The sequence below is a fragment of the Chitinophaga filiformis genome (assembly GCF_021646545.1).
Classification (GTDB): domain Bacteria; phylum Bacteroidota; class Bacteroidia; order Chitinophagales; family Chitinophagaceae; genus Chitinophaga; species Chitinophaga filiformis_A.
The window spans coordinates 23,323-48,357 of sequence record NZ_JAKIRP010000019.1; the positions used below are offsets into that span (position 1 = coordinate 23,323).

Here is a 25,035-nt window from a genome sequence, read left to right on the forward strand (position 1 = left end):
CTAAATTGAGAATTGTGACTGCTCGAACAATGTATAGGAAACCTGGCAAAGGATACAGGGCAACATCAAATTTCAATCAGTCGCAAAGGTGGTGAAACCACCTGACAAAACACATAACACATTAGTTGTATGCATGTTATAAATCATTAGTTGAACATATCATCGCAAAGAAAACTACTCATGCCGCATTGTATGTGCGTTGAGAATAGCTGGTGCAAAGTATTCCTCCGCGGAAATACCATCAGCCGCACAATAACTATTTTTTAAGCTTTTTTGCATATTTTCACTATAATTTGAAACAGAACACTATATGAGAACATACGCGATACTGATTTTCTTATTGATTGCCGGAACTGCTTATTCGCAGAAAACCATCAACAATTATAAATATATACTCGTACCCGACAGGTTCGACTTCCTCAAGATGGACAATCAATACGGATTGAATACGCTGACCAAATTCCTGCTCCAGGAAAAGGGATTCACTGCTATTATGGGTAGCGAGCAATTACCAGCGGACGTGGCAGCCAATCCGTGTAATGCACTCAAGACCGAAATAGTACAGAAAAAAGGGTTATTCGTTACAAACCTTACGCTGTTACTCAAAGACTGCCAGGGTAACGTCATCTTCAAGACCAAGGAAGGTAAAAGCAGGGAGAAGGACTACCAGGTCGCCTACGAGTTTGCTTTAAGGGATGCATTTTCAACGTTGAACGATCTGCCTTACAAATATGACAGTGTCTCATCTGCGCCACCGCAACCCGTTGTTGCAGCGCAACCGCCGATACCTTCTGCGCCTGTTCCTGCTGCTGCCGCACCTACTCCTGCTCCGGCATCAGCAGCCATTACTGAAAGTACAGGTACATTATATGCACAGGCAACCACCAACGGATATCAGTTAATTGATACTACGCCGAAAAAGGTATTAACACTACTCAAAACTTCCGTGCCTGATTATTACATAACTGAGGGAGGAGCATACAATGGCCTTGTCTTCAAAAACAATGGTGAATGGTTTTATGAGTACTATAAGGATGGCAAACTTGTTTCTCAGAAACTGCAGATTAAGTTCTGATCGCTATCTGAAATAATATATTCCTGATCCGCTCAGGGAGCTGAAACCGGGGCTACTCGCCCCGGTTTTTCTTTTTATGCTTCTTCTGTTACTTTTGATGTCTTCGTCAATGGAGGGGCTACAAATACCGCCATTTTCGGAATCAGATGACTTAAGCAAACGCCGATATTAAACGCGGCAGTAAAATTCTGCGCTTCCGTTTTTATGTTACCGTTTCCATCTGTTCCATCCACATCATCAGCAAAGTACCCTACCCTGTCGGTTATACCCGAGATAAAAAGGAACGGCGCATCACACATCAGGCGTATAACACCATGAGTTGTTTCTACCGAGCCTACCGGCAGCTTGTTACCGGTATCCGCGAGCGCCTTCAGCCCACTCTCATCGGAATACTCGTAATCAGCGTAGTTGGTAATGTTTACCACGCTCACCCCAATGTAATCTTTATCAGACATCACACCGATATTGTCCGAAGGATTCAGGTAAGGCTTCAGCAACCGTTGCTCAATTAACTTGATGGTTGCGTCATCCAGGCGGTTGAAAATATTTGCGTTGACAGCAGAGTTAAGCACTTTTTCGAAGTCCGCCGGATCATCCCACTGACTTTGCGGATTTTCTCCATTTGGATGGTAGTTGTGAATGAAGATATTGCTACCAAATACGACACAACCGTTGTTGTTACCGCCATTGAGGCCCAATGCTGCAGTACCTAACGCCACTACCAGGTCTGGTTTCTCAGGACGATATTGCAATATCTTCGGCAGAGATTCATGTTTACCTTGCGAGCTGGAGGGATTCCATTTAGGGTCCATAATGTCCTGCACACACCACAGCTCTATGGTGATTTGCTCATATGAATCCCATACGGCGCGTGGCTTTGCAGTGCCTTGTGCAAACGTCCATGGATAGTTCAGCAGTGTAGGGTCTTTGAGTTCCTGAGGACGCATCCTCACATTCAGCAGCGCATTTAAGATAGGTTCAACTTCCCAGGATTTGTTGCCTATTAATACAATCCTTTTCATAATGTGGGTTTAAGTGTGATGAATGATGAATAATGAATGTGGTATGTAATTTTATTCACTACCAGACAGTACTTAGGGTATTAAACAAGCATATTAATGGTCATTCGGGCGCGAAGCGTTCCAGGTTAGATAACAGCGAAGTTGGCAAAAGGTTGTTCTATGGGAAGTTTGTCTGTTCGTATTTATTTAAAATGAGTATGATTTCTCATATCGGAGGCAATGTGGGTGGCTCGTGTGCACAATCACCTCACAAACCGCTGTATGACCCACAAGATCAATGTCAGCACCACACTCACCAGGATCATTGTTGTGACAGGAATATATATCCGGTAATTCTCGCGCTCAATTTTGATATCTCCGGGGAGATGTCCCAGGAAACGCAGCTTATCGCCCAGGAACCATACGATTAACCCGACGACAAGTATAATAACGCCAATGAGCACTATGGTTTTGCCAATACGTTCCATATCCCGAATTTATGCTTTTTTCCGCTCTCAGATGTACTCTCTCGCCTTCAGCACCGCCAATTTCCAGCAACTTTACAGAAACAATCTCTATCTTACGCATTCAAACATAAATCCCCAACTATGAAATTAAAAACCCGATACTTACAAATGTGGGCTATTAGCCCTTTGTTTGCTTTCTTTTGCATAAGCTGGCAGTCGGGCGCCGATCCTATAACGCTGCTTACAAATGGGCATGTAAAATATTGGGATGCTGCAAAGGGGGAGTCCTGGCGTCTCGATACAAAAGGAGACCTGGCTGCATACCACTACCGCGATGGTATGCGCGTAGAGGCGGACTATGGTGATGTTTTGATCTCTTACAGCCGGTGGGCTTTACGAGGTGATACGATCTTTCAGCTGGCCGGCGCACGAGTAATTGGAGAATTTCAAATACTAAAACTGAATAAAGATATCCTAACCATAAAGTCCATATCCGGTATGTATGGTAGTGACACATTGTTCTTTCGAAACGCTAAAGATCAAACGAGTAGAATTAAAACAGGGGATAGAATACGCGAAATAGAATCAACAAAGTAAAAATATTCCGTTGCTACATACAGCACAATTTTAAAGACTACAAGCGTTCACCTCCCACATAACATATTTTAAATACCCCTGCGTCTAAACGCAATATTCCCTCATAGAAATCCGTATCTCGCAGATGTGTCACCTCACTATTTTCAGGATAACTTGAATTATGATTCAGCACCTTATCAACCGACATCTACGCTTGCAGGTATTTTTAAAACGTATTGCCGACATTTATATCTTTCCAATTAATACCTTCGCCGTGAAAATGCGAGGCATCCCCTACACAAAATAAACACGATGGATGTTTCGTTTATCCTGATTATACCATATTGTATGCTAATGAAAACCAGAAACAACGTACTGTTTGCATTGCCCGTGGTGTTGAGCATGTTATCATGCTCCAAAACCGAAAACGCCAATCCATCAACAGAACAGGAACAAGAAAAGCAGGCTGCCGCTGCAACTGACTACAGGCAGGAAATGCGCAACTTTGTAATCGGCATCAGCCAATATGCGAAGGCGCAGAACCCGGCGTTTGCCATTATTCCGCAGAACGGAATAGAACTGATCACCACCAACGGAGAATCCGACGGTACCCTTGCACAGGCTTATGTCAACGCCATTGACGGCGTAGGGCAGGAAGACTTATTCTTCGGTTATGACGATGACAACGTACCGACTCCTTCCGAAGATAACCTGTATATACGGGAATTCCTCAACCGGATCAAAACCACCAAAAAGGTAATGGTAACGGATTATTGTTCAGGTAAGACGAACATGGATAAGTCTTACAGCTCCAACAACACCAACGGCTATATTTCATTTGCCGCTGACCAGAGAGAACTGTTTAACATCCCTGCTTACCCAGCCCAGCCTTATGGCGTGAACAGCAACAACATTACCAGTCTGTCACAGGCAAAGAATTTCCTGTACCTGATCAACCCGGAGAAATTCTCCAGCAAAAAACAGTTCATTGACTCTGTAAAGACAAAGAACTACGATGTGATCCTGATGGACCTGTTCCTGAATGGTACCGCGTTTACTGCAGCAGAGATTGATCAGCTGAAAACAAAAGCAAATGGTGGTAAACGCCTGGTGATCTGTTATATGTCCATCGGCGAGGCAGAAGATTACCGTTACTACTGGCAGAGTACCTGGAAAGTAGGTAACCCGCCATTTATCGTAGCCGTAAATCCTGACTGGCCGGGCAACTACAAGGTGCAGTACTGGAACACTGACTGGAAAAAAGTTATTTTCGGTAATGACTCGTCTTACACGAAAAAGCTGATAAACAGTCACTTTGATGGTGCTTATCTCGACATTATCGACGGGTTCGAATATTTCGAGGGCAACTAAGACGCATTATCCATTACAAACATGATATAGAAAAGATGGGGCTGTCTCAAAAGTTTTGAGACGCCCCTTTTTCAATTTTATATCGCTATACCAGCCAATATGGTATATTATGTATTCGAAGGATATTTTTAGTATCAAAGTGATACTTTGGATGTCGATTTTAGGGTTTTAGGCGATCTTCTTCCTAAGATTGTGCGCCAGAGCTAATAAACCAGTTTCTATTTCCACTTTTTCGATTCCACGGAGCATAAATCTCCTAAAGTGGTGATTATGTTTGATGTTCCCAAACACGGATTCCACATCACAACACCGTTGTTTGCGTTTGGCTATGCCTCGCTTTGTTTTTAATCGCTTATCTACCCGAGATTTTAGACGTATTAAGTTGTGATTGATTTCGATCACCCTATTGCCTTTTGCCTTATGACATTGATCCCTTAGCCGGCAATATTTACAGCTTTCAGTTTCATATTTGGTAATTGTTTGCAGATAACCTGTTTTTGTTGCCTTGGTGTGAGTTCCCACATTATGCATCGGTTTGCCTTTAGGGCATTCATATTGATCTTTGTTTTGGTCGTATGCTAATTTATCGGCTGAATATGGTTTCTTCTCTTTGTTACGCTTGCGTTGCTGTCTGTCAAACTGGTTATGTTTTACGTAAGCCGTGATCCGTTTGGATTCAAGCCATTGATAGTTTTGTTCGCTGCCATAACCAGCGTCTGCTGTGATATTAGCTGGTTTAGCTTTGTAAGTCTTGATGTGTTGTTCAAGGTGAGTAATCAATGTGTTAGTGTCTGTACTCTGTTGGTGGAGGCTGTAGTTTACGATGTATTGATTATTGGTGCTTACTTGAACATTATAGGATGGTTTCAGTTGACCATTTTTCATATGATCTTCTTTGAGCCGCATGAACGTCGCATCTGGATCCGTTTTGCTCATGCTGCTTCGGCCATCGCCTATCCGGGCTTCCTGCTGCTCATACTTGTCAAGTGCCGCCGGCCAGTGTTTACGCGCATAATTCAGCTTCTGCTTCACTTCCTTACTGACGGGCTTATCCTTCAATGCTTCATTTATTTTATCGATGGTTGCAGTCACTTTCTCTTTATCGATTTTATCAAAACCAGAAGGATCTGTATCATCCATCTCTGCTGCAGCTACCGACTGGGCATACTGCCATAGCTCATTTAACTGCTCCTTTATCTTCTCCCGGTTCCTCTTAATGGCATTTCCCCATACAAAGCTATATCGATTGGCGTTCGCCTCTATTTTGGTCCCGTCTGTATAAAGTTCTTTAAGACTTAGAAGTCCTTCCTCGCATAGTAGCAATACTACCTGGGTGAAAATAGGTTGTAACGTTTTCTGAAGACGCTTGCCGCGGAAGCGGTTAATAGTATTATGGTCAGGGGTGCTCATTCCACTTAACCACATATAATGTATATGCTGATTAACGGCATCTTCTATTTTACGACTACTATATATATTATTAATGTAGGAATAAACCAGGACCTTTAATAACATTCGAGGATGGTAGCTACTTGTCCCTCCTGGCTTGTACTGTTGCAGTAGCGTTGTAATATCCACCTTATCCAGAATCTCATTCACGGTTCTGACTGGATGATTGGCTGGAATCAGATCATTTAGATCTGGTGGTAATAGCATCCCCTGATGTTGGTGATTGCTTTTAAATACAACTGATAATGTTTTGCCTCTTGCCATACTCCCTATAACACAATAAGCATCATTTGGTTAACAAAAAGGCGCCTTTTATTAGAAAAAACTCCATAAAAAAAGGGCCTGTCCCAATTACTTTTGAGACAGCCCCATCTTTTTTTGTTGCATCTCCCCTCTCGGCAGATCACTATTCTCTCTCTTTTCAATACCTGTATTTTTATCGGACTACCACATTTCTTAAAAATGGCCTATTCAGATCAGCCACATATTGCCTACTTTTGCCTGCTTTATAGGAACGCGATCCTATTAGGGACAATAAAACGGCTTAATATATAACAGGTTATTTTGCTAGACTAATGAACATATTTGATCTTCTGATTAACGACAAAGAGCAGGTATCATTCAATGATGTATTTCTTGAAGAAACCAACAGGCAGAAAATTGTACAGCTCATCAAAGAGCACACCTATATAGAGGAATTACACCGTTACGGGCTACCGGCAGACAATAAAATACTGCTTCACGGCAGTTCCGGCTGTGGTAAAACAATGACTGCCAAAGCCATTGCGCAAGCCCTGGGCAGGAACATACTGATACTTAACCTAAGCAATATAGTTAGTTCACGTATCGGTGAAACATCACAGCATATTAAGCAGGTGTTTGACAAAGCAGGCAGGGAAAATGCGGTGCTGTTCCTGGATGAATTTGACCAGATAGGAAAAGCAAGAGGAAATGACGATAAAGACGTGGGCGAAATGCGAAGGCTGGTAAATACACTCATACAACTGATAGATTATTATCCGGAAAAGGCCCTGCTGTTATGCGCCACTAACCATGCTGAAATTATCGACACCGCGCTGTTACGACGCTTTCAGCTGAGGATTGAGTTTGAACTACCGGCGACTGAAATACTCGATGGGTATTATGATAAATTATTGTCCCGTTTTCCAATACACATGCAGGACATAGAACGCAGATACAATATATCATTTGCTGAAGCAAGAGATTATTCATTTACGAGTATCAAAACCAGATTAATAGCGGAACTGGAGGCGAGACAGGAGCTCAGTACATCAAATTGATCCTGGAGAAATATTCCGCCTTGCCATTACCCACTTATTCTTTATATTGAATGTGGCTATCAAAACCCATTCACTATGGATCAGTCCAGAAGAGATTTCCTGAAAACAGCCGGCTGCCTGACAATAGGGTTCTCCTTCAGCGCTCCTTACATTGCAGGTTCCGCCTTACCACTGCAGGAGTTACCCGGTTCTCTTAAAAGATATCCAAACATAGACGCCTGGCTTGAGGTACTGGCCAATGGCAGCGTACGTGTATTTACCGGCAAAATAGAGCTGGGACAAGGTCTTGGTATTGCTATTGCCCAGGTAGCAGCAGAAGAGCTGGACCTTGACCTTGATAAAGTGAGCGTTTCCCTGGCAGAGACCGGCGTAACGCCTAATGAGTCATACACTGCCGGCAGCGCTTCCATTGAAACCAGTGCTATGTCTGTGCGTTATGCCGCCGCAGCTGCAAGGCAACAACTGCTGCAGCTGGCTGCTACCCGCCTAGGCGTACAGGCGCAAGAACTGGAAATGGCAGACGGTAAGATCTCTGCAAAGAACCAAAATCGTGCGCTTACGTTTGCCGAAGTGCTGGATGGAAAAAAGCTAAGCGGTGAGATCAGGATGCCGGTACCATTGAAAGCGAAAAAAGATTATCGTATCTCTGGAAAGCCGGTTCACCGGCAAGACCTTGCTGCTATGCTCAGTGGTGGTCCCCTTTTTGTACATGACCTGCGCTTCCCGGGTATGTTACATGCACGCATAGTACGCCCTCCTGTTTATGAAGCCAGACTGGAAAGCTTCAATGAGCAGCCGGTAAAAGCACGGGTACCAGGACTGCAAAAAGTAGTCGTTAATGGCAGTTTCCTGGCTGTTATTGCCAACGGCGAATACCCAGCCATACAGGCCCAGAAGATACTGTCAGAAAATACAAAATGGTCGCAGGCAAAACCGTTGGAGGGCGGGAAAGAACTCGCCGCTTATCTGAAACAATTACCTGTTCAGTCGCAGACCGTAGATCAAAAAGGAGAGCAGCTCTCAGGTACAGCTACGGTGCGGGCAAGCTATTTCAAACCGTATATCATGCATGGGGCTACAGGTCCCTCCTGCGCAGTGGCGCTATATCAGGATAACCAATTGCATATCTGGACCCATAGCCAGGGTGTATATCCGCTGAGGGAATCGCTCAAAGAGCTGCTGCAGCTACCGGCAGAACGTATTCATGTCAAAGGTGTACCCGGGGCTGGCTGTTATGGTCATAACGGCGCTGATGATGTAGCTGCAGAAGCTGCGCTGCTGGCTATACAATTGCCCGGAAAACATATACGCCTGCAATGGTCAAGACAGGAAGAACACGGCTGGGAACCCTACGGCAGCGCCATGCTGATGGAAGCAGCAGCTATATTGAGCTCCAATGGAAAGATCAGCCATTGGCGATACGCCTTATGGTCAGATACGCACAGCACCAGACCCGGTGGCAAGGCATCAAATCTCTTACCTTCATGGTACATTGAAAAGCCATTCCCCCGGCCAGGCGACGGATACAGTGGTGGTGCATACAGGAACTCAGCACCTTATTATAACTTTCCGAACCTCGATGTAAAGTCGCATTCCTTCAAAGGCCCATTGCGTGTGTCTGCGCTTCGCAGCCTGGGCGCCTTCGGTAACATTTTCGCGATCGAGTCTTTCATGGAAGAATTGGCGGTAGCAGCGAAGAAGGATCCGTATGAGTTCCGGCTCATGCACCTGGAAGATAAGCGCGCTGTTGCAGTAGTGGAAAAACTGAAAGAGATAGTGCCCTCAGCTCCCGGGGGCAATGGCAGCGGGATCGGCATCGCGTTTGCCCGTTATAAGAACACTGCTGCCTATGCGGCTGTTGCTGCGCAGGTACAGGTAAAAGACGGGGTAGTGAAAATACTGCAGATGTGGGCAGTGATAGATGCGGGTGAGATCATTAATCCCGACGGCATCCGGAACCAGACGGAAGGAGGCCTGGTGCAGGCCGCCAGCTGGACACTGCGGGAGCAGGTAAAGTATGATACCCGGATCACCAGTAAAGACTGGATCAGTTATCCGGTACTGCCTTTTGGACAGGTACCTGTAGTGGAGGTGGCACTGATAGATCGTCCTGATGAGGAACCACTCGGCGCCGGCGAAGCTGTACAGGGTCCTGCAGGAGCAGCCATCGCCAATGCCGTCTACTATGCCACGGGCATCCGCGTGCGGGACCTGCCTATACTGCCGGAAAAGCTGTTACGCTAACTCGTTTATCAACACCCAAAAGCCACCCACGAGTACACTGGCGCAGGTAAGCAAGTATTCAGGGAGGCTATCGAAGCAACGGCCGCGATCCTGAAAAAACAGCAACGACGGCTATTTCATCGGACCGGCAGCACGTACCTTTTTGATCTCTTCGTAGGTAAAAGCGCTGTCCTTCTGATTAAAGCGCTTGTTGACATAAGTGAGTATTGAGGCCACCGCATAATCATCCAGGAAATCGCCGTGTGCAGGCATCACACCATTGTACGTCTTGCCGTTCACTTTGATCTCTCCCTGCAGGCCGTACAACACTATTCTGATCAATTGTTCCCGGTTGCCGCTTACAAATTCAGAACCCGCCAGCGGCGGATAGCGGTTATTATCCCCTTTACCGTCACGCTGATGACAACTGGTGCAATAGGTATTATAAAGCATATTGCCATGCATCTCTCCTCCCCTGCCGAGGTTATCCTTTACTTCGTCGGGCGTCTTTATGTAAGAACGCGACTTACGGGCTTCCATCGCTACCAGTTGTGCTTCGCCAAACCGTGCTTTGTCTCCTTTATACATCACCCGCCATATCTTACCTTTATTGGATTCTGAAATATACAGCGAGCCGTCTGGCCCCTCAGCAAGGCCCATTGGACGGTACAAGGCATCGCTTGTATTTACCACAGTATCCACGCCGGTAAAACCATCTGCAAACACTTCCCATTTACCGGTAGGCTTCCCGTTTTCAAAAGGAGCGAAACATACGATGTACCCCGCCTGGGGATAAGGGGACCGGTCCGTTGAGCCGTGAAAGGCAATGAAAACACCTTTCCTGTAACGCTCAGGAAACTGACTGCCCCTGTAGAACAACAGCTCCATAGGCGCCCAATGGCCCGGGAAACCCATGACCGGCACATCAAACTTAGCCGCTCTCCCAATGATCTTACCATCGCCGCCATATCCCGGCTGCAGCATGTTCTTACCCAGCATGTGATCGAAGTAGGCATAAGGCCATCCGAAGTCCGATCCTTCCGTCACCTTCAGGAGGGGCTCTGATGGCAATACTGCTGCCTGCCATGAGGTGAACACATCAGGGTACCGGGTATGAAAATTATCTATCCCATTCATAACTGCATACAGGCAATCATCGTCCTGGTTCCATACAATACCCAATACACTCCGGATGCCGGTAGCGTATTTATAGCCATCTTTCTGTGTCTGTCCTTCTTTGTCGGCATCAAAACGCCATATCCCTCCATGCCATTCAAGATCAGGAGCAGGGTCAAGGCCTTTACCACCTGGCATTCCCCCCGGCCCCGCTTTTGCAACATCCTGTGCAGCATCTGTTGGCGCACCGAATGGCACATACATATTACCCCGGTTATCAAATGCCATGGGTTTGGCCGTATGCCAATGCCGCTCAACATGCTCATCTTCATCAGTAAGGATGATCTCCCTTTTGCTGTCTGGAATAAGTTGCCCCTCTTTTAATTTATTCCTGAACACCTCGCGGAGCGTAGAGGTGTACAGGTAGCCCTTATGGATCACCATCCCAACGGGTAGTCCTCCTTCATCTTTATAGTCACCGAAATAGGCAATGACATCAGCCTTCCCATCATTGTCAGCATCCCGGAGGCCCACCGTTCCTCCTCCCCCTTTCATGATATCGTTATAGACAAGCTTTACGTAGATGTCGCCATTATCATTTACTGCGATATGCCTGCCCCGGCCAATGCTGTCTGCCACTACTACCGCTTCGAAATTCCCGGGCAGTATTAATCCGCCATTGTCCGGATCTCCCGGTGGCAGTACTGCCGGCGGCTTACTTTTACATTGAAATACATTGATAGCGATACAAGCTAGAAAACACCATTTAATGAAGTGAGGACGGTATACCAGGAAAGGAAAGGAGGACTTGCGCATGATCTTTACGTTTTGATATAAAATCAAAAAAGGGAACCCTCATTTATACTAATATACGGAATCTGTCTGCTTTAATATGAATATCAAATTAATTAGTGAGCGGCGTATTACAGCTCCTGGCCCACCGGCGGATAGCTGATGTAACCAGGACTAAAATTATCAGGAAGATGTGTAAAAGGGCAGCGATAGCATGCAAGTCAAAATATATTTCTTATCGGAACATGAAAAGATCGAATATATTAACCCTGTTTGATCAGATTTTAAATAATAATTTTACCGGCTTATCCGGAGTACCTGCACTCCATTTTTTAATAAAACCCAATTTAACGCTATGACCCAGGAATACATCGAAATACGCGGCGCACGGGAAAATAATTTGAAAAATGTGGATGTTCGTTTGCCCAAGAGAAAGATTAACATCTTTACCGGCGTATCTGGTTCAGGAAAATCTTCTATTGTTTTTGACACCATTGCCAATGAAGCACAAAGGCAATTGTATGAGAACTTTAGTATGTTTATCCGGAACCTGCTGCCTCGTTATCCACAGCCGAATGCTGATGCTATAGAAAAACTGAGCATGGCCATTATCGTTGATCAGAAGCGGCTGGGAGGTGGCTCCCATTCTACAATGGGCACTGTAACTGACATATCACCGGTACTACGGCTGTTGTTCTCAAGAATAGGACAACCTTTTGTAGGATATTCAAATGTATTTTCCTTTAATGACCCACAGGGTATGTGTCCGGAATGTAACGGATTGGGACAGAAGCTGGGATTTGACGGAACGAAATTCTATGATCCTGATAAGTCTTTAAAGGAAGGCGCCTTACAGGTGCCTGGTTTCGCCAGCTGGGAAAAAGACATGTATGCTAACACTGGTTATTTTGATGTCGATAAGAAGCTGCGCGATTATACACCAGAGGAAATGAATCTGCTGCTTTACAGTCCTCCTACCAAGTTTAAGCTGCAAATAGGTAATGGTACGATGAACGCCACCTTCATGGGCATTATCGAAAAATTCAACCGTTCCTATATTAAACGGGACCTTAAAACATTATCAGAACGTACGCAGAAAATGGTGTCTGCTTATCTGCACTATGGCCCATGTCCTTTATGCAAAGGCGCCCGGCTAAACCAGGAGGTGTTAAGTTGTAAAATAAACGGCCATAACATTGCATCATTGTCAGCCATGGAAGCTGAAGATTTAATTCCCTTCCTGCAGAAGATCAGCGACCCGGTAGCGCAGCCAATGGTAGAAACGCTTACAGAACGTCTGCAACACCTGGTCGATATGGGATTAGGATATCTGAGCCTTGACAGGGCCACAGATACACTGTCCGGCGGAGAATCGCAGCGGGTAAAGATGGTGAAACATCTTGGCAGCAGCCTGATCGATGTCTTGTATATTTTTGATGAACCTAGTGTGGGATTACATCCCAGGGATGTGTACAGGCTTAATTCACTGCTTACCAAGCTGAGAGATAAGGGAAATACGGTGATAGTAGTAGAGCATGATCCGGATGTTATCAGAATTGCAGATCACATAGTAGACGTGGGGCCAATGGCAGGCGCAAAAGGCGGGAATATTATGTATGAAGGCAATCTGGCGGGCCTACTCAAATCGGACACACTTACCGGAAAGTACATGAACCATACATTTGCTATCAAAGAGCAATACCGGAAGGCTAAAGGACAGCTGGCTATTCATCAGGCATCTAATAATAACTTGCAAAATGTATCTGTTAATATTCCCATAGGAATATTGACCGTAGTTACCGGCGTAGCCGGCTCAGGCAAAAGTTCCCTGATACATCATGCTTTTCTGTCAAAGCACCCGGAGGCAATTGTAGTGGATCAGTCGGCTGTGGGCACTTCTTCAAGGTCTAATCCTGCTACTTATACCGGAGTGATGGACCTGATAAGAAAAGCATTTGCTACTGCCAATAATGTAAATGCAGCACTTTTCTCTTTCAACTCAAAAGGTGCCTGTGAGAATTGTCAGGGTACAGGTGTTATCTACACGGATCTCGCATTTTTAGAAGGTGTAAAAACACCTTGTGAGATATGTGAGGGGAAAAGGTATAAAGAGGAAGTGCTTGCGTATAAATTAGATGGCAAAAACATTTCCCAGATACTGGAGATGACTGTTAAAGAGGCCAGCGAATTCTTCACTATAAAAGAAATCTCGAAGAAACTCCAGACATTGATGGAAGTAGGCCTGGAATACCTGACACTGGGACAGCCATTAAGTACGCTCTCAGGCGGGGAATGCCAGCGTATCAAGCTGGCCAGTGAACTACATAAAAAAGGCAGCATCTATGTTATGGATGAACCAACTACAGGACTGCACATGTCTGACACAGGCCGCCTGATCTCTTTGATGGACCGCCTGGTAGACGGTGGTAATACGGTAATTGTGATCGAGCATAATCTGGATGTCATAAAAAATGCTGACTGGATCATAGATATGGGACCAGAAGGTGGCCATAACGGAGGCAAGGTGATTTTTGAAGGAACGCCGAAAGAATTGTGCAATCATGGCAGTTCACACACCGGTTATTATTTAAAACGGGCTTTAAGCTAAACGTTTTCTTCAAGCAAAGCGGAACATTTTATTAATGTTGATCTGATAAAAACAATGAAGGGCTGTATCAAAAAATGATGCAGCCCCTTTCATTGGGTACCTGATGGCGGTCAGGTAGTTGTTTAATCAGTTCTAATGCCTTTGTTTGTTATTGGTAAATGATCAGGCTTTTTTTACGCAGGTAAAATCTCAATATACCCTTCCGTTCCATGTACGCGGATCCGTTGTCCATCTTTTATCAGCTTGGTAGCATTGCCTACTCCAACAACAGCCGGTAAACCGTATTCACGTGCAATAACGGCTCCATGGGTCATCAGTCCGCCGACTTCGGTGACCAGCCCTTTTATGGATACAAACAATGGCGTCCAGCTGGGATCTGTGAAGGCGGTGACTAATATATCTCCCTCTTCCAGGTTAGCATCTTCCATGTTTAAGATGACACGCGCTCTTCCCTCTACCAATCCGGAAGATACAGGCAGTCCTACAATAGCTCCGGCCGGAAGATTTTCCCATTTGTACTCACCCCTGATGATCTCACCATCAGATGTCATAACGCGTGGCGGCGTAAGCTTTTCATATAATTTATATGCTTCCTTCCGCTCACTGATAATCTGATAATCCAGTTTACCGGCATGTACGACTTCCCGAAGTTCTTCCAGAGAGAGAAAATAAACGTCTTCTTTTTCATGAAGAATATTGGCTTGTACCAGATCTTCGGCTTCTTTCAGTAATGCTTGCCGGTAAATGAAATAACGATTGATCAGATTGTATTTTGGATACTCACGATAACCGGTGAAATTCCGGATCAAACCGATCATTCGTTTCGTCTCAGCGACTTTTTGTTCGCCATCCGGTAACTGCGCCAATCGCCCTAACAGATCCTGTTCTTTCCTCTGCGCCTCCTGTAATCCCTGCTTAAACTTCCGGCTGCTGGCGCCAGGTTTCATGTTCCTTATGTTACTGAGGATCATGGGAATAAGTGTAGCCGGTTTCTCGCTCCAGCGCGTCCTGGTAATATCGATTTCCCCACTGCATCGCATGCCATATTTGTTTAGGTATCCGTTGATAGCGTTCCGCACCTCCTCTCCACCGTTGAACTTAGGCAGTTCATCCAAAAAGTCGTCATCCTTTACATCTTGTAAATAGTTAATGATCTCCGGATAAGGGCGGATTACATCTGCAACATCCAACAGCGCCAGTCCCATTTCGGAAGTGATATTGTTTGACACAGACTGAGAGAGCGTATCAGCTACATTCTTTTCACCTAACCACTCTTTCATTTTTTCATTGATCCATGATGCCGCATTCATCGCCGTCATAATTACACCAAAACTTTCTCTGTCTGGTGAATCTCTTACACGCTGCATATCTTCCAGGATAAAATCGATCCGATCTAACCCTGATCTACCCTCGATGTTGCGCTTCAACTCGTGTATGATAGCCTCTCTGCGCTTTATCAGATCGGCAACGATTGCCGGATCGTAGTCCTTCAGTGTTAAAAAATCTGTGGGTGGTGGGCCTCCATTGCTTTTACCAGAATTCATTTGCTGACCTTCGTCAGAAAGCAATTTTATAAAATCGCCCCGCTCCAGGATAGTTGTCAGTGCATCCCTGATGAGCGGATCAGATTTGCCCAACACATTTACCATAATTTCCCTTCTGGCAGGTGATGCAAGGTCGGGCGCTATATCTACAAACAATCTCCCTCCCGCTGTATACATAGGCCGGCCAGCAGCTAACTGGAAAAAGGATATTCCTAATGGCTTTATGGGGTCCGTCATCATTTGCTGGTGGCCGACAGATACATAGAGGTGATTTTCGTGATCAGGCGCTTCGGGAATCGGGTACAAAGTGGTGATTGGCCGGCTCTGGACGATGTAAAATGAGTCATTGTCCAGGCACCATTCTATGTCCTGCGGATGGCCGAAATGAGCTTCGATCTTCCTGCCTGTTTGCGCGAGCTGCAGGATCTGATCGTCTGTCAATACCTGCTTATTCTGGTCGTCAAATGCAATCTCCTCTTCTCTCGTACCACCGTCCTTTGAGGCATAAATACCTAACTTTTTAGTGGATATCTTCTTATCAATGACCGTACCATTAGCTACCTTATAACTATCGGCATTAACCAGGCCGGAAACCAGGGACTCTCCCAATCCGAAGCTGGCATCAATGGATAGAACTTTCCTGTTAGCAGTGAGGGGATCAGCAGTAAACAAGATGCCGGCGGCCTGCGGGAAGATCATCTTCTGAACCACCACAGACAGTTGAACTTTACGGTGATCGAAGCCATTTTGAAGACGGTAGATTACTGCCCGCTCAGTATATAGTGATGCCCAGCATTTACTGACATGTTTTATGATTGCCGCTGCGCCGATAATGTTCAGATAGGTATCCTGCTGACCAGCAAAAGAGGCTGTCGGTAAATCTTCTGCAGTTGCACTTGATCTTACTGCATAGGCATCTTTCTCACCGGACGCGACGAGCCTTTGAATGATCTCTTTATGAATATCGGGAGGAATGGTTATCTCTTCGATACTCCTGCGGATCTCTGTGCTGAGTTGACGGATCTTCTCACGGTCTTCCGTCTTTAACAGCGATAACTGATCAAGTAATTTGTTAATGGATGGCGCTTCGCCAATAATCCTTTTAAAAGCATCAGTAGAAATGCAAAAGCCATCGGGCACGTGGATCCCTTTAATCCTGGTCAGTTCTCCCAGGTTCGCACCTTTTCCACCAACAAGCCTGAGTTTTGTTTTGTCAATGTCGGGGAACCCTAACACATAGGAACTCTTATTGGTCATATGTATGCTATTTTACTTTTTTGCAATTACTTCTCGCTGAGCTTATTTGTTGTTTCACTCATTACTTCAATTGCCTTTAAAAAATAAGCTTCAATTACTTTGAGGTCTTTATCCGAAAATGAAGCGATAATGCTTTCTGTTTCCTTCCGGAAATCCCGATACAGTGGTTCAAACAACGCCATTATATTTTCAGTGTTTGCCTCAATGATAACCTTCCGTCTGTCATCTTCAGCAAATCGTCTTTTCACCAGCTTTTTCTTCTCAAACCTGTCTATTAAACCGGTAATGGCGCCAGTAGTAAGCCCCGTCAGACCAGCCAGCTCGCCGGCTGTCATTTGTCCTTTTTCCAATAAGAATCCCAGGTACTTATGATCAGTTCCAGAAAATCCAGCCTTTCGCGCAATGGTTTCATGCATGTGAATGGAGGTATATGCATGTTGCTGGCTCAGTTTCCTTACGCGTTTGATCAGATCGGCGTTCATTTTATCTTATTTAGTAAACATCTTAGTTACTAAGATAATATTATTTCGGTAGAATGTCCAAATAATTTGTCGTTTTTTTTATCCGGTTCACTGGCATGCACTTCCGTGTCAGTGTAAGGCACAGCAATGGCGACATTGATTTAACAAAAAGCATTATATTAGCATTCCATTAGTATTTAGCGCCAACACCTATGAACTATCAGATCATAAAAGACGAAGATATTCTCAGACAATTTATTGCATGGCTGCCTGATCTTGAAGATGGGGAAACCTATTATGTAGGGTTATTGGCAAGAAGCAAGTATACAGACGGCAACACCATTAAATCTGACAAACAGCAGCTAAAGAGATTCACCAGCAGGAAGGAAGATCTGTTTTATAAGATATGGCAACTGGAATGTCCCGTAGGTGCTTACACGCATAAAGGCACTCCTATTCCGCAGGAATCACTGGCCATCTACATTACGCCTAATCCCCGTAGTATGTATGACGCGACGTTCAGTGGTCTTACCACACTTGCCAAATGCATACAGCATCAGAAGAAAACGCACAATCCACACCAGGAAGTGATGAATGAGATACAGCGGTCAAAAAGCAGAAGTTGTTTTGTTGATTTTGATATTGATTATAAAGAATCGGATTATGAGCAATTCCTGAAGCCATGGGTATTTGAAAGAGTAGGCCATTCAGCGAATGTGAAGTTCATTGAAACGAGGGGCGGCTACCATGTACTTGTTGATCCTTCAACGGTAGAAGAGCGGTTTAAAAAGAACTGGTACCAGGAGCTCGCGAAACACCCGCATACGGATCAGACAGGAGATCAACTGATACCTATTCCGGGATGTACACAGGGTGATTTTATGCCGAGGTTTGTGTAGGGGGTACTACCGCGCAGCGCATTCACACTAACAATAGTGTATCCTTTGCCCCCTTGTTCAATCCTGATGAGCACCGTTTCCTTTTCATTTTCAGGTGTCAGAATTACTTCTTTGTCAAGTATACGCGCCAGGTCTGTCATGAATTTCATCAACTTTTCATGGTCTTTAAGCGAATCAAACTCTTTTGGACAAATGTCGTTTTCTATTTCCGACTCGTCAGCTAAATAAGCATTTATTACAATTTCATCTATGAACACACTTGCAATTGAGCTAAGGTCATGCTCGCCATTCCAATATTCTTCAATAATCCCGATGTCAATCCTGTCTTCATATCTGTCAACTTTACCATTATACCACTTAACACGATAATTTTCATTCACATAGTCTATCCACTTTTTCCAGTCTTGCCTGTCAGCACGCAAAACAAGCATGTCCCGCAAAGAACCATCCCGATAGTAAATCTCATGCTTTAATTCTGTCCAGGTCATTGTTGGTCATCTGTTGGTTTAAAAAATCAAGTGTGGCGGGTATTACCCGTACATTAAGCTAAACACATGTATACTTCGTGTCCAGACTATTCAGACACGAAATTAGTCATTTGTATGTTGTTTGTATCCCAATAGTATAAAAAATCAATTTCCCGTTGTCCCCGTAATTTGGAGAAGACAGAGACGAAAAATTGCCATTAACAACGGGTTAACGCATTTCTCTCTTTTTATTGATAAATTGCTATCACGCGTAATAAACCAAAACAACTAATCAGCAGTCAATATACTCCGCGGTAAAGCGACATCTCGTCCCAATGTCCGAAGAAAGACACTCCAGAGCTGTAGGGCACCAGATAACACCAAGTGCTTATATATTATAAACCAAATATCTACATCAGATAATGACTAACATCAATAAACTTTTACTGATTGGTCTCCTCTTTCCCCTATCCGCTTGGGGACAAGATAATAAAAGTGAAACTGCAGGTTCCAGGGACAAATATTCGAAGTACATTAAACAACTTGAAGGCGGGGACTTGAATATTGATTATACTGATTTTAGAAATAGTTTTTTAGACAGTGAGCAATTCGGGCGTAAACGAACAAACTACTATACGTTAAAGCAAAAGGTTCGTTCAGAAATTAATAATAGCAACTATCAGGAAGTAATCAAATTAACTAAAGATCTGTTGGATCTTGACTATACAAGCATGTCTGCCCATAGTTACCTGCATCACGCATACGGAATGATCGGTGACACTGCAAATCAAAAGAAGCATCAGAACATAGAACTTGGGCTTATATATTCAATTATAAAAAGTGGTGACGGTAAGACCTGCGAGACAGGTTGGCATGTGACACAAATTGAAGAGGAATATTACATTTTAAATATTATCGGCGCACAACTACAAATCCAAAGTATAAGTAACTCCGGTAAAAATGCTTGCGACAAAATGATTGTAAAAACCTCAGAGGGAAAAACAGAAACATACTACTTTGAGGCGAACAAAGTGTTTGAAATGGAAAAGAAGTTGTTCGAACAATAGAGTATGCATTAACTAATGAAATCATAAAAGGTAAATGCCGGATTTTGTTGTTGTGTATTTTAAACTACGAATAAGCCGAAAGTAAAGGATTGCTTTTATATATTGGCTCGCATCACACCGGGTAATTATTAATGATCATCTTCTTTCACGAAATATAGTACAAACGGTATACATACCAGGAAAATAATCCCTATAATCAGAATGGTAATATAGGCAGAATCCAATCGGGTCAGATCTACTTGCTGGTTTAAGCGAGCGGAGAATAGTGCAATCCCGAGGGCTCCGCCCAGGTGCTTAATAATGTTATAAAGCGCTGTCCCGTGACCAACCTGCTTACCTTCGAGCGTTGAAAGTGTCAAGGTACTTAACGACACGGATAATATCCCCACGGCCAGGTTACGAATCACTAGTAATCCTAAAACGTATACAGGGCTTAAATCCGCGAATGCTGTCCTGTATAGCATATAAGCATAAATGGCAAAAAACAGCATACCCGTTGCTATCAGATATTTCAATGCTTTTTCTCTCTCTATGAGGAGAGCGGTAACTGCGAGCATGACAACAATGGAGCCGATATTCGTCCACAGTGGTATTGCTGGCAATTGCGTTGCCCATCCCAGCAATGACATAAACACAATGGAAGAAGCCGCGACACTTAAGGCTGTAATAAAAGACAATATCAGGCCGGTACGTAGGGAGACACGTCGCAATACACTTGCCTTTTCCAGTCGGGATCTAAATATAAGCTGCATGTAAATAAAAAACGCTATGCCAGTTAAGCCAATTACTAATAATGCGATGAAGAACAACCTGCTGAACCAGTCTGCACGATGTCCCCTTGCAATGATAATATACAGGCAAGAGGTTCCAACTGCCAGCATTATTGTACTTAACCAATCTTCGCCTTTCTCGTAAGATCCGTTTCTCACACAAGTTAATATCAGCACACAGAGAATAACACCTACTGGAATGTTGACAAAAAAGATGAACGGCCAGGAATAATTATTTGTTATATAACCTCCGAAAGGTGATGCCAATGCTCCGGCTGCAAGTACACCGAGAGTAAAAAACGCCTGCGAGGTTGCCCGTTTTTTGCCCGGCCAGCTTTCGGTGACAATAGTATGTGACAGCACCAGCATACCACCTCCGCCAAGTCCTTGCAGAAACCGGAAAGTAACCAACTCCTGAATACCAACAGCATTACCGCAGAAAAAAGAACAAACCGTAAACAGCATAACTGAGATGGCGAAGTAATTTCTCCTGCCAATCCGCCTGGAAAGCCAATTACTGAAAGGCATTATCACTATATTAGCAAGAGAATAAGCCGTCATCACCCAGCTTACCTCATCTGGCGATACGCCCAGGTTCCATCTTATATCTGAAAAAGCGACGTTTGCGATTGAGATATCCATCACCGAGAGCAAGGCGCAGATAATAGCAATAAGAGTTATAAGTGCGCGGCGAAAGCCATATTCAACCAAAGAAGGCAATTGTTCCATAGGATTGCAGGGAAGGGATTTCTATTTCTGTTGCGAAGATAGCGTGCCTGGTCCTTATTTCAAACACCCCATATCGCTGCTACTCTGCACTTTAACATCGCCGTATCTTCTGAATTCATCTAAAAAAATACTACTTTTTAATGCAAAGACTATAACTCCATCCTATGAGCATGACCGTTAAGCTCCTTCGGGCAACAAACGCTGACTTGGAAGCATACCTGCAAGACAGTTCTCAGTTGGAGAAAAAAATCTATGGCGATCCAGAACAAGATCCTCAGCTCTTTTTGTTGACCAGGGCTTTCTAAGCCCTATCACCCGATTATCAATGCTTTGCCCCAGCATCGTTCAAAAATCGCCTGTTGTCACTCCTACCGGTATAATATATTCCAAATAATCTATATTTGAGTCTTATTTCAAATTCCTATGGACACTTTAGACATCGTGAAGATTTTAGGCACTGGTATCGCCGGATTTGGTTTTTTGCTGATGTATCTCGCTTATAAACTGATTGCCAGCCTGGTTACCCTGCCCAAAGTTAACCCTGCCATTCTTAAAATGATCAATCGTTACATGCTGGTTTGTTTCATCATGACCGTAACAGTGGGCGTATTTACATTTATGTCTACCTCTTACAAAAATGACCTGATTTCCAACCAGGAAGCTGTGATCAAAAGCAAGGACACCGCATTGAACATCCTGACCACCTCTCAGAAAAGTAAACTGCTTGCCGACAGCGTATCAAAAGCTACAGATAGCCAGACGATCGCTGAGGTACAGTCCAGGCAAAACAGCTATCTCGATACGCTGCAGAAGTACATCGAGAGCCAGCATAATCCAACACAGCGCGAGCGATTTAACCGATACAAAACTTCGCTATCTACCATCGCCGATTCGTTGACTATGTCAAATGTGGATCACAGAAGAAGGGAATTTCTGAGGGAGAAGTATGTAACACTCAACGATTCAATTAGCAGATTGTCCCTGAAAGTGGTGGACAACCAGCTACCCGGTATCATAAAATAAGCTAATAAAGCCTGCTGCATTGTCTTGCGGCAGGCTTTATTCCCTTGTTTGCTAACGAGGGCTGTCTTCTCAGGGCTTCACTACCAACCCCTGCTCAGGCACATACTTGTCATATTCCATGTGCCTGGCAATACGCATCGCTTCTGCCTCCCCCCTCAGTTTCGCCACCAGGTGCAGCGCACCATCTATGCCTGCGGAAATACCTGCAGTGGTAATGATACGTCCATTATCCACATAGCGTACATTGGCCAGTACTTTGGCGGAAGGCACGACCCTCTGCAATGACTGGATGCTGTTATGGAAAGTTGTCACCGTAAGATTGTCCAGCAAACCGGCACGCCCCAATACAAATGCGCCAGTGCACACGGAGAAGTAACCTTTCGTGCCGGCATCCCGGCTTTTGATCCAACTGATCACTTCCGGATCTTTGGCAGCAACATCATCATCGCCACCGAATATCGCGAAGAAATCTGCCGGCGGCGCATCTTGTATACTGTAGTCGGGATTCACTTTTAATACGCGCTGTACGGTTACAGGCGCTTTGGTTTTACCTACCGTGAATATCTTAAACCCGGCATAGGAAAATACCTCCAGCGGACCTGCAAAATCAAGCACCTCAGTACCATCATACAGGTAAAAGCAGATGCTGTATGGCTGCTGCGCTGATACCTTTGCGGTATCACGGAGCACCAGCGTCATACCGCAATGCGGGCACATACCCGGCTTGTGATATACAATCGAGTCGCATGGGCCACAGGGTGGACAAACATAATCGGGTTCTTTTTGTTGTGCCATTCCCCATAAAGGCATGCACAACAATAACATAAGGAGATGTTTCATATACTATTATTGTTCTCGCAAATTACCACGCGGCATGGTGTAAAGAAGGACAATCGGCCTGCTAATCAGGCCATTTTAGCTGTTCCACCCGCCTTCTTTGCCAGCTGGCTCAGTTGCCGGGTGCTGCCAATACCACAGGCTTTGGCTACCCATGCCAGCTTCTGGCCATCTTTTAGTAGTTGTGTGGCCTTTTCTTCGCGTAGATCACGGATGTAATCTCCAATGGTAATGCCGGTAGTGGATTTGAACAGACGGGTAAGATTCCGCGGCGACATATATACCATTGCCGCCAGTTCGGTGATCGTTAGTTTCGTATGCAGATGATGAGTGATGTAATCCTGTACTTCATGTATCTGGTGGTTGATATGCTGCCGGTGCTGCAGATGAATACTATGCTGGGAAGCCTCTCCGTCGCGACGAATGTATACCACCATGTCTTTGGCTACCGTATATGCGAAAGTGGGGCCATACTGTTCTTCCACCAGAAACAGCGCCAGGTCTATACCTGTGGAAATACCTGCGCTCGTGTAAATGTTGTCGCTCTTCACGAACAACCTGTTTTCAATTACCTGCAACTTTGGGAAGTGTTGCTGTAAAGCGGCGGTATAGCCCCAATGTGTAGTGCAGCTACGGCCATCGAGCAGCCCGGCTACCGCCAGCGCGAATGCGGCGGTGCAAACAGAACATACCGTGGCGCCCACCGCAGCAGCATGTTGTAACCAGGGGATCCATACACTGTCATCTGTACGGTCCCACTTCGAAATGTCCATCCCGGCAACTATCACTATATCGTCAGATTGAATGCTGACAGCATCCAGAGGTTCCACGCGGGTAAACCCTAATCCTGAAGAAGTACCAGGGGCAGTATAGGGCGACACATACCGCAATTCATACGGATGTCCGCAACAACCCGCTTCGTAAAAAACTGTCACAGCCCCGGCCAGATCCAGCAAATGTACATGGTCAAACAGAAAAAATACGACACGTTTCTTTTCCATGCTACTAAGATAGGCAATGAATCGCCTATTCTGCTTACCCCGGGGCACCTGGATTGCCTGCCGGCAATTTTGGATCCGGGGTGGGCGCTATACTTAAATAGGCCTCACCCCGGAAGAATCGCTTTCCATCAAATAAATGATGAAGAACTAATTATTGTCAACTTTCCTGTCATGCAATTCCTGGAAATGGCGCGCATTGTTACCCTCCAGGCGGTTCAATTTTTCTATCTGTTCCGGTGAAGCTTCAAAAATATGCTTCACCAGCAGCCAGGTCACCGTTTCCGTATAAGGAGGCGTTGTTAAGGACCCGTTATAGTGGTAATAATGCAGGACGCCCGCCTGGGCAAGCAGTTCATTGATGTTTATATACTCATTTGACAAATGATTGGTTGCGCCCGTACTGTCAGGAATGGCATTCAGAAATTTGTCCAGGAACGGGTTTGCCTTTCCTTCTTTGAACAACAAACCTACCACCAGGTAAACAGGCCCCTGATCACCTTTCTGCTTCAACGTATGCACCATGTGCAGCTCCATGGGATAAGTAATACCATCGATAAGGTGCTCTGATGGCGTATGGAAATGGAACTGTTTAAAATCATACACTTGCCCCTCATAACCAAGCGTATTACCGTCATCATACTTAACCTGTATGGCATGACCAAGGTTTACGATCGTTTTAGTAGAAGGATGATAATTGAATGTCACTTTATGGATAGTGGCGTGCTTGCTGTCTGAAGACACAATATTAACAGGCGATTGCCGATTGCCCTGATCAGAAGCGGGCATAGTATACAATTCCTCATGTTCGCTCACAGACAGATGGTGTTCCTGTGCAAAGCCAACACCGGCATAGCAGGTGAAGCCTGTACACAGCATAAGTGCTAGTACTTTCATGGTTTGAATAATAACTTATTTCATTGTTACGCTACAAACATACTACCTATCATGCCAGCTTCACCGCTGTGAAGCCCCGCAGGCGAAAACTGTCGATGAAAAGGCAC

20 protein-coding genes are annotated in these 25,035 nt (G+C 44.8%); 9 read left to right on the forward strand and 11 right to left on the reverse strand.

Annotation, left to right across the window (positions count from 1 at the left end):
- Positions 1–310: 310 nt before the first annotated feature.
- On the forward strand, positions 311–1,075 hold the full coding sequence (locus L3C95_RS30750) for a hypothetical protein (RefSeq protein WP_236394299.1): 765 nt from the start codon (positions 311–313) through the stop codon (positions 1,073–1,075).
- A 74-nt stretch (positions 1,076–1,149) separates the two neighbouring features.
- On the opposite strand, the gene L3C95_RS30755 is transcribed toward L3C95_RS30750, so the two are convergent.
- Both L3C95_RS30755 and L3C95_RS30760 read right to left on the reverse strand, forming a co-directional pair.
- Positions 1,150–2,097: a hypothetical protein gene (locus L3C95_RS30755; RefSeq protein WP_236394300.1), complete on the reverse strand. Its 948-nt coding sequence runs from the start codon at positions 2,095–2,097 to the stop codon at positions 1,150–1,152.
- Between the two features lie 242 nt (positions 2,098–2,339).
- Positions 2,340–2,564 carry a DUF2905 domain-containing protein gene (locus L3C95_RS30760; RefSeq protein ID WP_236394302.1) on the reverse strand — a complete coding sequence of 75 codons (225 nt, stop codon included), beginning with the start codon at positions 2,562–2,564 and terminating at the stop codon, positions 2,340–2,342.
- A 120-nt stretch (positions 2,565–2,684) separates the two neighbouring features.
- Here L3C95_RS30760 and L3C95_RS30765 point away from each other — a divergent pair, with 120 nt between their 5' ends.
- On the forward strand, positions 2,685–3,140 hold the full coding sequence (locus L3C95_RS30765) for a hypothetical protein (RefSeq protein ID WP_236394304.1): 456 nt from the start codon (positions 2,685–2,687) through the stop codon (positions 3,138–3,140).
- A gap of 333 nt (positions 3,141–3,473) precedes the next feature.
- Entirely contained in the window at positions 3,474–4,490 is a 1,017-nt protein-coding gene (locus tag L3C95_RS30770) for an endo alpha-1,4 polygalactosaminidase (RefSeq protein WP_236394305.1), read from the forward strand.
- Between the two features lie 168 nt (positions 4,491–4,658).
- On the opposite strand, the gene L3C95_RS30775 is transcribed toward L3C95_RS30770, so the two are convergent.
- Positions 4,659–6,203, reverse strand: a complete 1,545-nt coding sequence (locus L3C95_RS30775; protein WP_236394307.1) for an IS1182 family transposase — start codon at positions 6,201–6,203, stop codon at positions 4,659–4,661.
- Positions 6,204–6,514: 311 nt separating this feature from the next.
- Between L3C95_RS30775 and L3C95_RS30780 the strand changes: the two genes are divergently transcribed.
- Positions 6,515–7,240, forward strand: a complete 726-nt coding sequence (locus L3C95_RS30780; protein ID WP_236394309.1) for an AAA family ATPase — start codon at positions 6,515–6,517, stop codon at positions 7,238–7,240.
- A 75-nt stretch (positions 7,241–7,315) separates the two neighbouring features.
- Entirely contained in the window at positions 7,316–9,484 is a 2,169-nt protein-coding gene (locus tag L3C95_RS30785) for a xanthine dehydrogenase family protein molybdopterin-binding subunit (protein WP_236394311.1), read from the forward strand.
- 111 nt (positions 9,485–9,595) lie between these two features.
- Here L3C95_RS30785 and L3C95_RS30790 read toward each other — a convergent pair whose 3' ends face one another.
- Complete coding sequence (locus L3C95_RS30790; protein WP_236394313.1) at positions 9,596–11,395, reverse strand: c-type cytochrome; 1,800 nt, start codon at positions 11,393–11,395, stop codon at positions 9,596–9,598.
- A 331-nt stretch (positions 11,396–11,726) separates the two neighbouring features.
- On the opposite strand from L3C95_RS30790, the gene L3C95_RS30795 reads away from it, so the two are divergent.
- Positions 11,727–13,979 carry an ATP-binding cassette domain-containing protein gene (locus L3C95_RS30795; RefSeq protein WP_236394315.1) on the forward strand — a complete coding sequence of 751 codons (2,253 nt, stop codon included), beginning with the start codon at positions 11,727–11,729 and terminating at the stop codon, positions 13,977–13,979.
- A 173-nt stretch (positions 13,980–14,152) separates the two neighbouring features.
- On the opposite strand, the gene ppsA is transcribed toward L3C95_RS30795, so the two are convergent.
- Together ppsA and L3C95_RS30805 are read right to left on the reverse strand one after the other, a co-directional pair.
- Positions 14,153–16,780 (reverse strand): phosphoenolpyruvate synthase, encoded by a 2,628-nt coding sequence (gene ppsA / locus L3C95_RS30800; RefSeq protein WP_236394316.1) that lies wholly within the window; start codon positions 16,778–16,780, stop codon positions 14,153–14,155.
- A 26-nt stretch (positions 16,781–16,806) separates the two neighbouring features.
- Positions 16,807–17,262 carry a MarR family winged helix-turn-helix transcriptional regulator gene (locus L3C95_RS30805; RefSeq protein ID WP_236394318.1) on the reverse strand — a complete coding sequence of 152 codons (456 nt, stop codon included), beginning with the start codon at positions 17,260–17,262 and terminating at the stop codon, positions 16,807–16,809.
- A gap of 191 nt (positions 17,263–17,453) precedes the next feature.
- Here L3C95_RS30805 and L3C95_RS30810 point away from each other — a divergent pair, with 191 nt between their 5' ends.
- On the forward strand, positions 17,454–18,140 hold the full coding sequence (locus L3C95_RS30810) for a hypothetical protein (protein WP_236394320.1): 687 nt from the start codon (positions 17,454–17,456) through the stop codon (positions 18,138–18,140).
- Here the strand turns inward: L3C95_RS30810 and L3C95_RS30815 are convergent.
- The gene (locus L3C95_RS30815; RefSeq protein ID WP_236394321.1) at positions 18,083–18,628 is read right to left on the reverse strand and encodes a hypothetical protein; all 546 of its coding nucleotides are present in this window, start codon (positions 18,626–18,628) and stop codon (positions 18,083–18,085) included. The genes L3C95_RS30810 and L3C95_RS30815 overlap by 58 nt on opposite strands.
- Before the next feature lie 401 nt (positions 18,629–19,029).
- Here L3C95_RS30815 and L3C95_RS30820 point away from each other — a divergent pair, with 401 nt between their 5' ends.
- On the forward strand, positions 19,030–19,674 hold the full coding sequence (locus tag L3C95_RS30820) for a DUF4919 domain-containing protein (protein WP_236394323.1): 645 nt from the start codon (positions 19,030–19,032) through the stop codon (positions 19,672–19,674).
- A 128-nt stretch (positions 19,675–19,802) separates the two neighbouring features.
- On the opposite strand, the gene L3C95_RS30825 is transcribed toward L3C95_RS30820, so the two are convergent.
- Positions 19,803–21,173 (reverse strand): DHA2 family efflux MFS transporter permease subunit, encoded by a 1,371-nt coding sequence (locus L3C95_RS30825; protein WP_236394325.1) that lies wholly within the window; start codon positions 21,171–21,173, stop codon positions 19,803–19,805.
- A 423-nt stretch (positions 21,174–21,596) separates the two neighbouring features.
- Between L3C95_RS30825 and L3C95_RS30830 the strand changes: the two genes are divergently transcribed.
- Complete coding sequence (locus tag L3C95_RS30830; RefSeq protein ID WP_236394327.1) at positions 21,597–22,196, forward strand: hypothetical protein; 600 nt, start codon at positions 21,597–21,599, stop codon at positions 22,194–22,196.
- A gap of 69 nt (positions 22,197–22,265) precedes the next feature.
- Here L3C95_RS30830 and L3C95_RS30835 read toward each other — a convergent pair whose 3' ends face one another.
- The 3 genes from L3C95_RS30835 to L3C95_RS30845 form a co-directional block, all read right to left on the reverse strand.
- On the reverse strand, positions 22,266–23,036 hold the full coding sequence (locus L3C95_RS30835; protein WP_236394329.1) for a DJ-1/PfpI family protein: 771 nt from the start codon (positions 23,034–23,036) through the stop codon (positions 22,266–22,268).
- A 65-nt stretch (positions 23,037–23,101) separates the two neighbouring features.
- Positions 23,102–24,034 carry a GlxA family transcriptional regulator gene (locus L3C95_RS30840; protein ID WP_236394330.1) on the reverse strand — a complete coding sequence of 311 codons (933 nt, stop codon included), beginning with the start codon at positions 24,032–24,034 and terminating at the stop codon, positions 23,102–23,104.
- A 147-nt stretch (positions 24,035–24,181) separates the two neighbouring features.
- Complete coding sequence (locus L3C95_RS30845) at positions 24,182–24,928, reverse strand: carbonic anhydrase (protein WP_236394331.1); 747 nt, start codon at positions 24,926–24,928, stop codon at positions 24,182–24,184.
- Positions 24,929–25,035: the final 107 nt, after the last annotated feature.

Excerpts from the sequence above, each read along its gene's own strand:
- L3C95_RS30750 (WP_236394299.1), top strand. The coding sequence starts at position 311 with ATGAGAACATACGCGATACTGATTTTCTTATTGATTGCCGGAACTGCT.
- L3C95_RS30755 (WP_236394300.1), bottom strand. The coding sequence starts at position 2,097 with ATGAAAAGGATTGTATTAATAGGCAACAAATCCTGGGAAGTTGAACCT.
- L3C95_RS30760 (WP_236394302.1), bottom strand. The coding sequence starts at position 2,564 with ATGGAACGTATTGGCAAAACCATAGTGCTCATTGGCGTTATTATACTT.
- L3C95_RS30765 (WP_236394304.1), top strand. The coding sequence starts at position 2,685 with ATGAAATTAAAAACCCGATACTTACAAATGTGGGCTATTAGCCCTTTG.
- L3C95_RS30770 (WP_236394305.1), top strand. The coding sequence starts at position 3,474 with ATGAAAACCAGAAACAACGTACTGTTTGCATTGCCCGTGGTGTTGAGC.
- L3C95_RS30775 (WP_236394307.1), bottom strand. The coding sequence starts at position 6,203 with ATGGCAAGAGGCAAAACATTATCAGTTGTATTTAAAAGCAATCACCAA.
- L3C95_RS30780 (WP_236394309.1), top strand. The coding sequence starts at position 6,515 with ATGAACATATTTGATCTTCTGATTAACGACAAAGAGCAGGTATCATTC.
- L3C95_RS30785 (WP_236394311.1), top strand. The coding sequence starts at position 7,316 with ATGGATCAGTCCAGAAGAGATTTCCTGAAAACAGCCGGCTGCCTGACA.
- L3C95_RS30790 (WP_236394313.1), bottom strand. The coding sequence starts at position 11,395 with ATGCGCAAGTCCTCCTTTCCTTTCCTGGTATACCGTCCTCACTTCATT.
- L3C95_RS30795 (WP_236394315.1), top strand. The coding sequence starts at position 11,727 with ATGACCCAGGAATACATCGAAATACGCGGCGCACGGGAAAATAATTTG.
- ppsA (WP_236394316.1), bottom strand. The coding sequence starts at position 16,780 with ATGACCAATAAGAGTTCCTATGTGTTAGGGTTCCCCGACATTGACAAA.
- L3C95_RS30805 (WP_236394318.1), bottom strand. The coding sequence starts at position 17,262 with ATGAACGCCGATCTGATCAAACGCGTAAGGAAACTGAGCCAGCAACAT.
- L3C95_RS30810 (WP_236394320.1), top strand. The coding sequence starts at position 17,454 with ATGAACTATCAGATCATAAAAGACGAAGATATTCTCAGACAATTTATT.
- L3C95_RS30815 (WP_236394321.1), bottom strand. The coding sequence starts at position 18,628 with ATGACCTGGACAGAATTAAAGCATGAGATTTACTATCGGGATGGTTCT.
- L3C95_RS30820 (WP_236394323.1), top strand. The coding sequence starts at position 19,030 with ATGACTAACATCAATAAACTTTTACTGATTGGTCTCCTCTTTCCCCTA.
- L3C95_RS30825 (WP_236394325.1), bottom strand. The coding sequence starts at position 21,173 with ATGGAACAATTGCCTTCTTTGGTTGAATATGGCTTTCGCCGCGCACTT.
- L3C95_RS30830 (WP_236394327.1), top strand. The coding sequence starts at position 21,597 with ATGGACACTTTAGACATCGTGAAGATTTTAGGCACTGGTATCGCCGGA.
- L3C95_RS30835 (WP_236394329.1), bottom strand. The coding sequence starts at position 23,036 with ATGAAACATCTCCTTATGTTATTGTTGTGCATGCCTTTATGGGGAATG.
- L3C95_RS30840 (WP_236394330.1), bottom strand. The coding sequence starts at position 24,034 with ATGGAAAAGAAACGTGTCGTATTTTTTCTGTTTGACCATGTACATTTG.
- L3C95_RS30845 (WP_236394331.1), bottom strand. The coding sequence starts at position 24,928 with ATGAAAGTACTAGCACTTATGCTGTGTACAGGCTTCACCTGCTATGCC.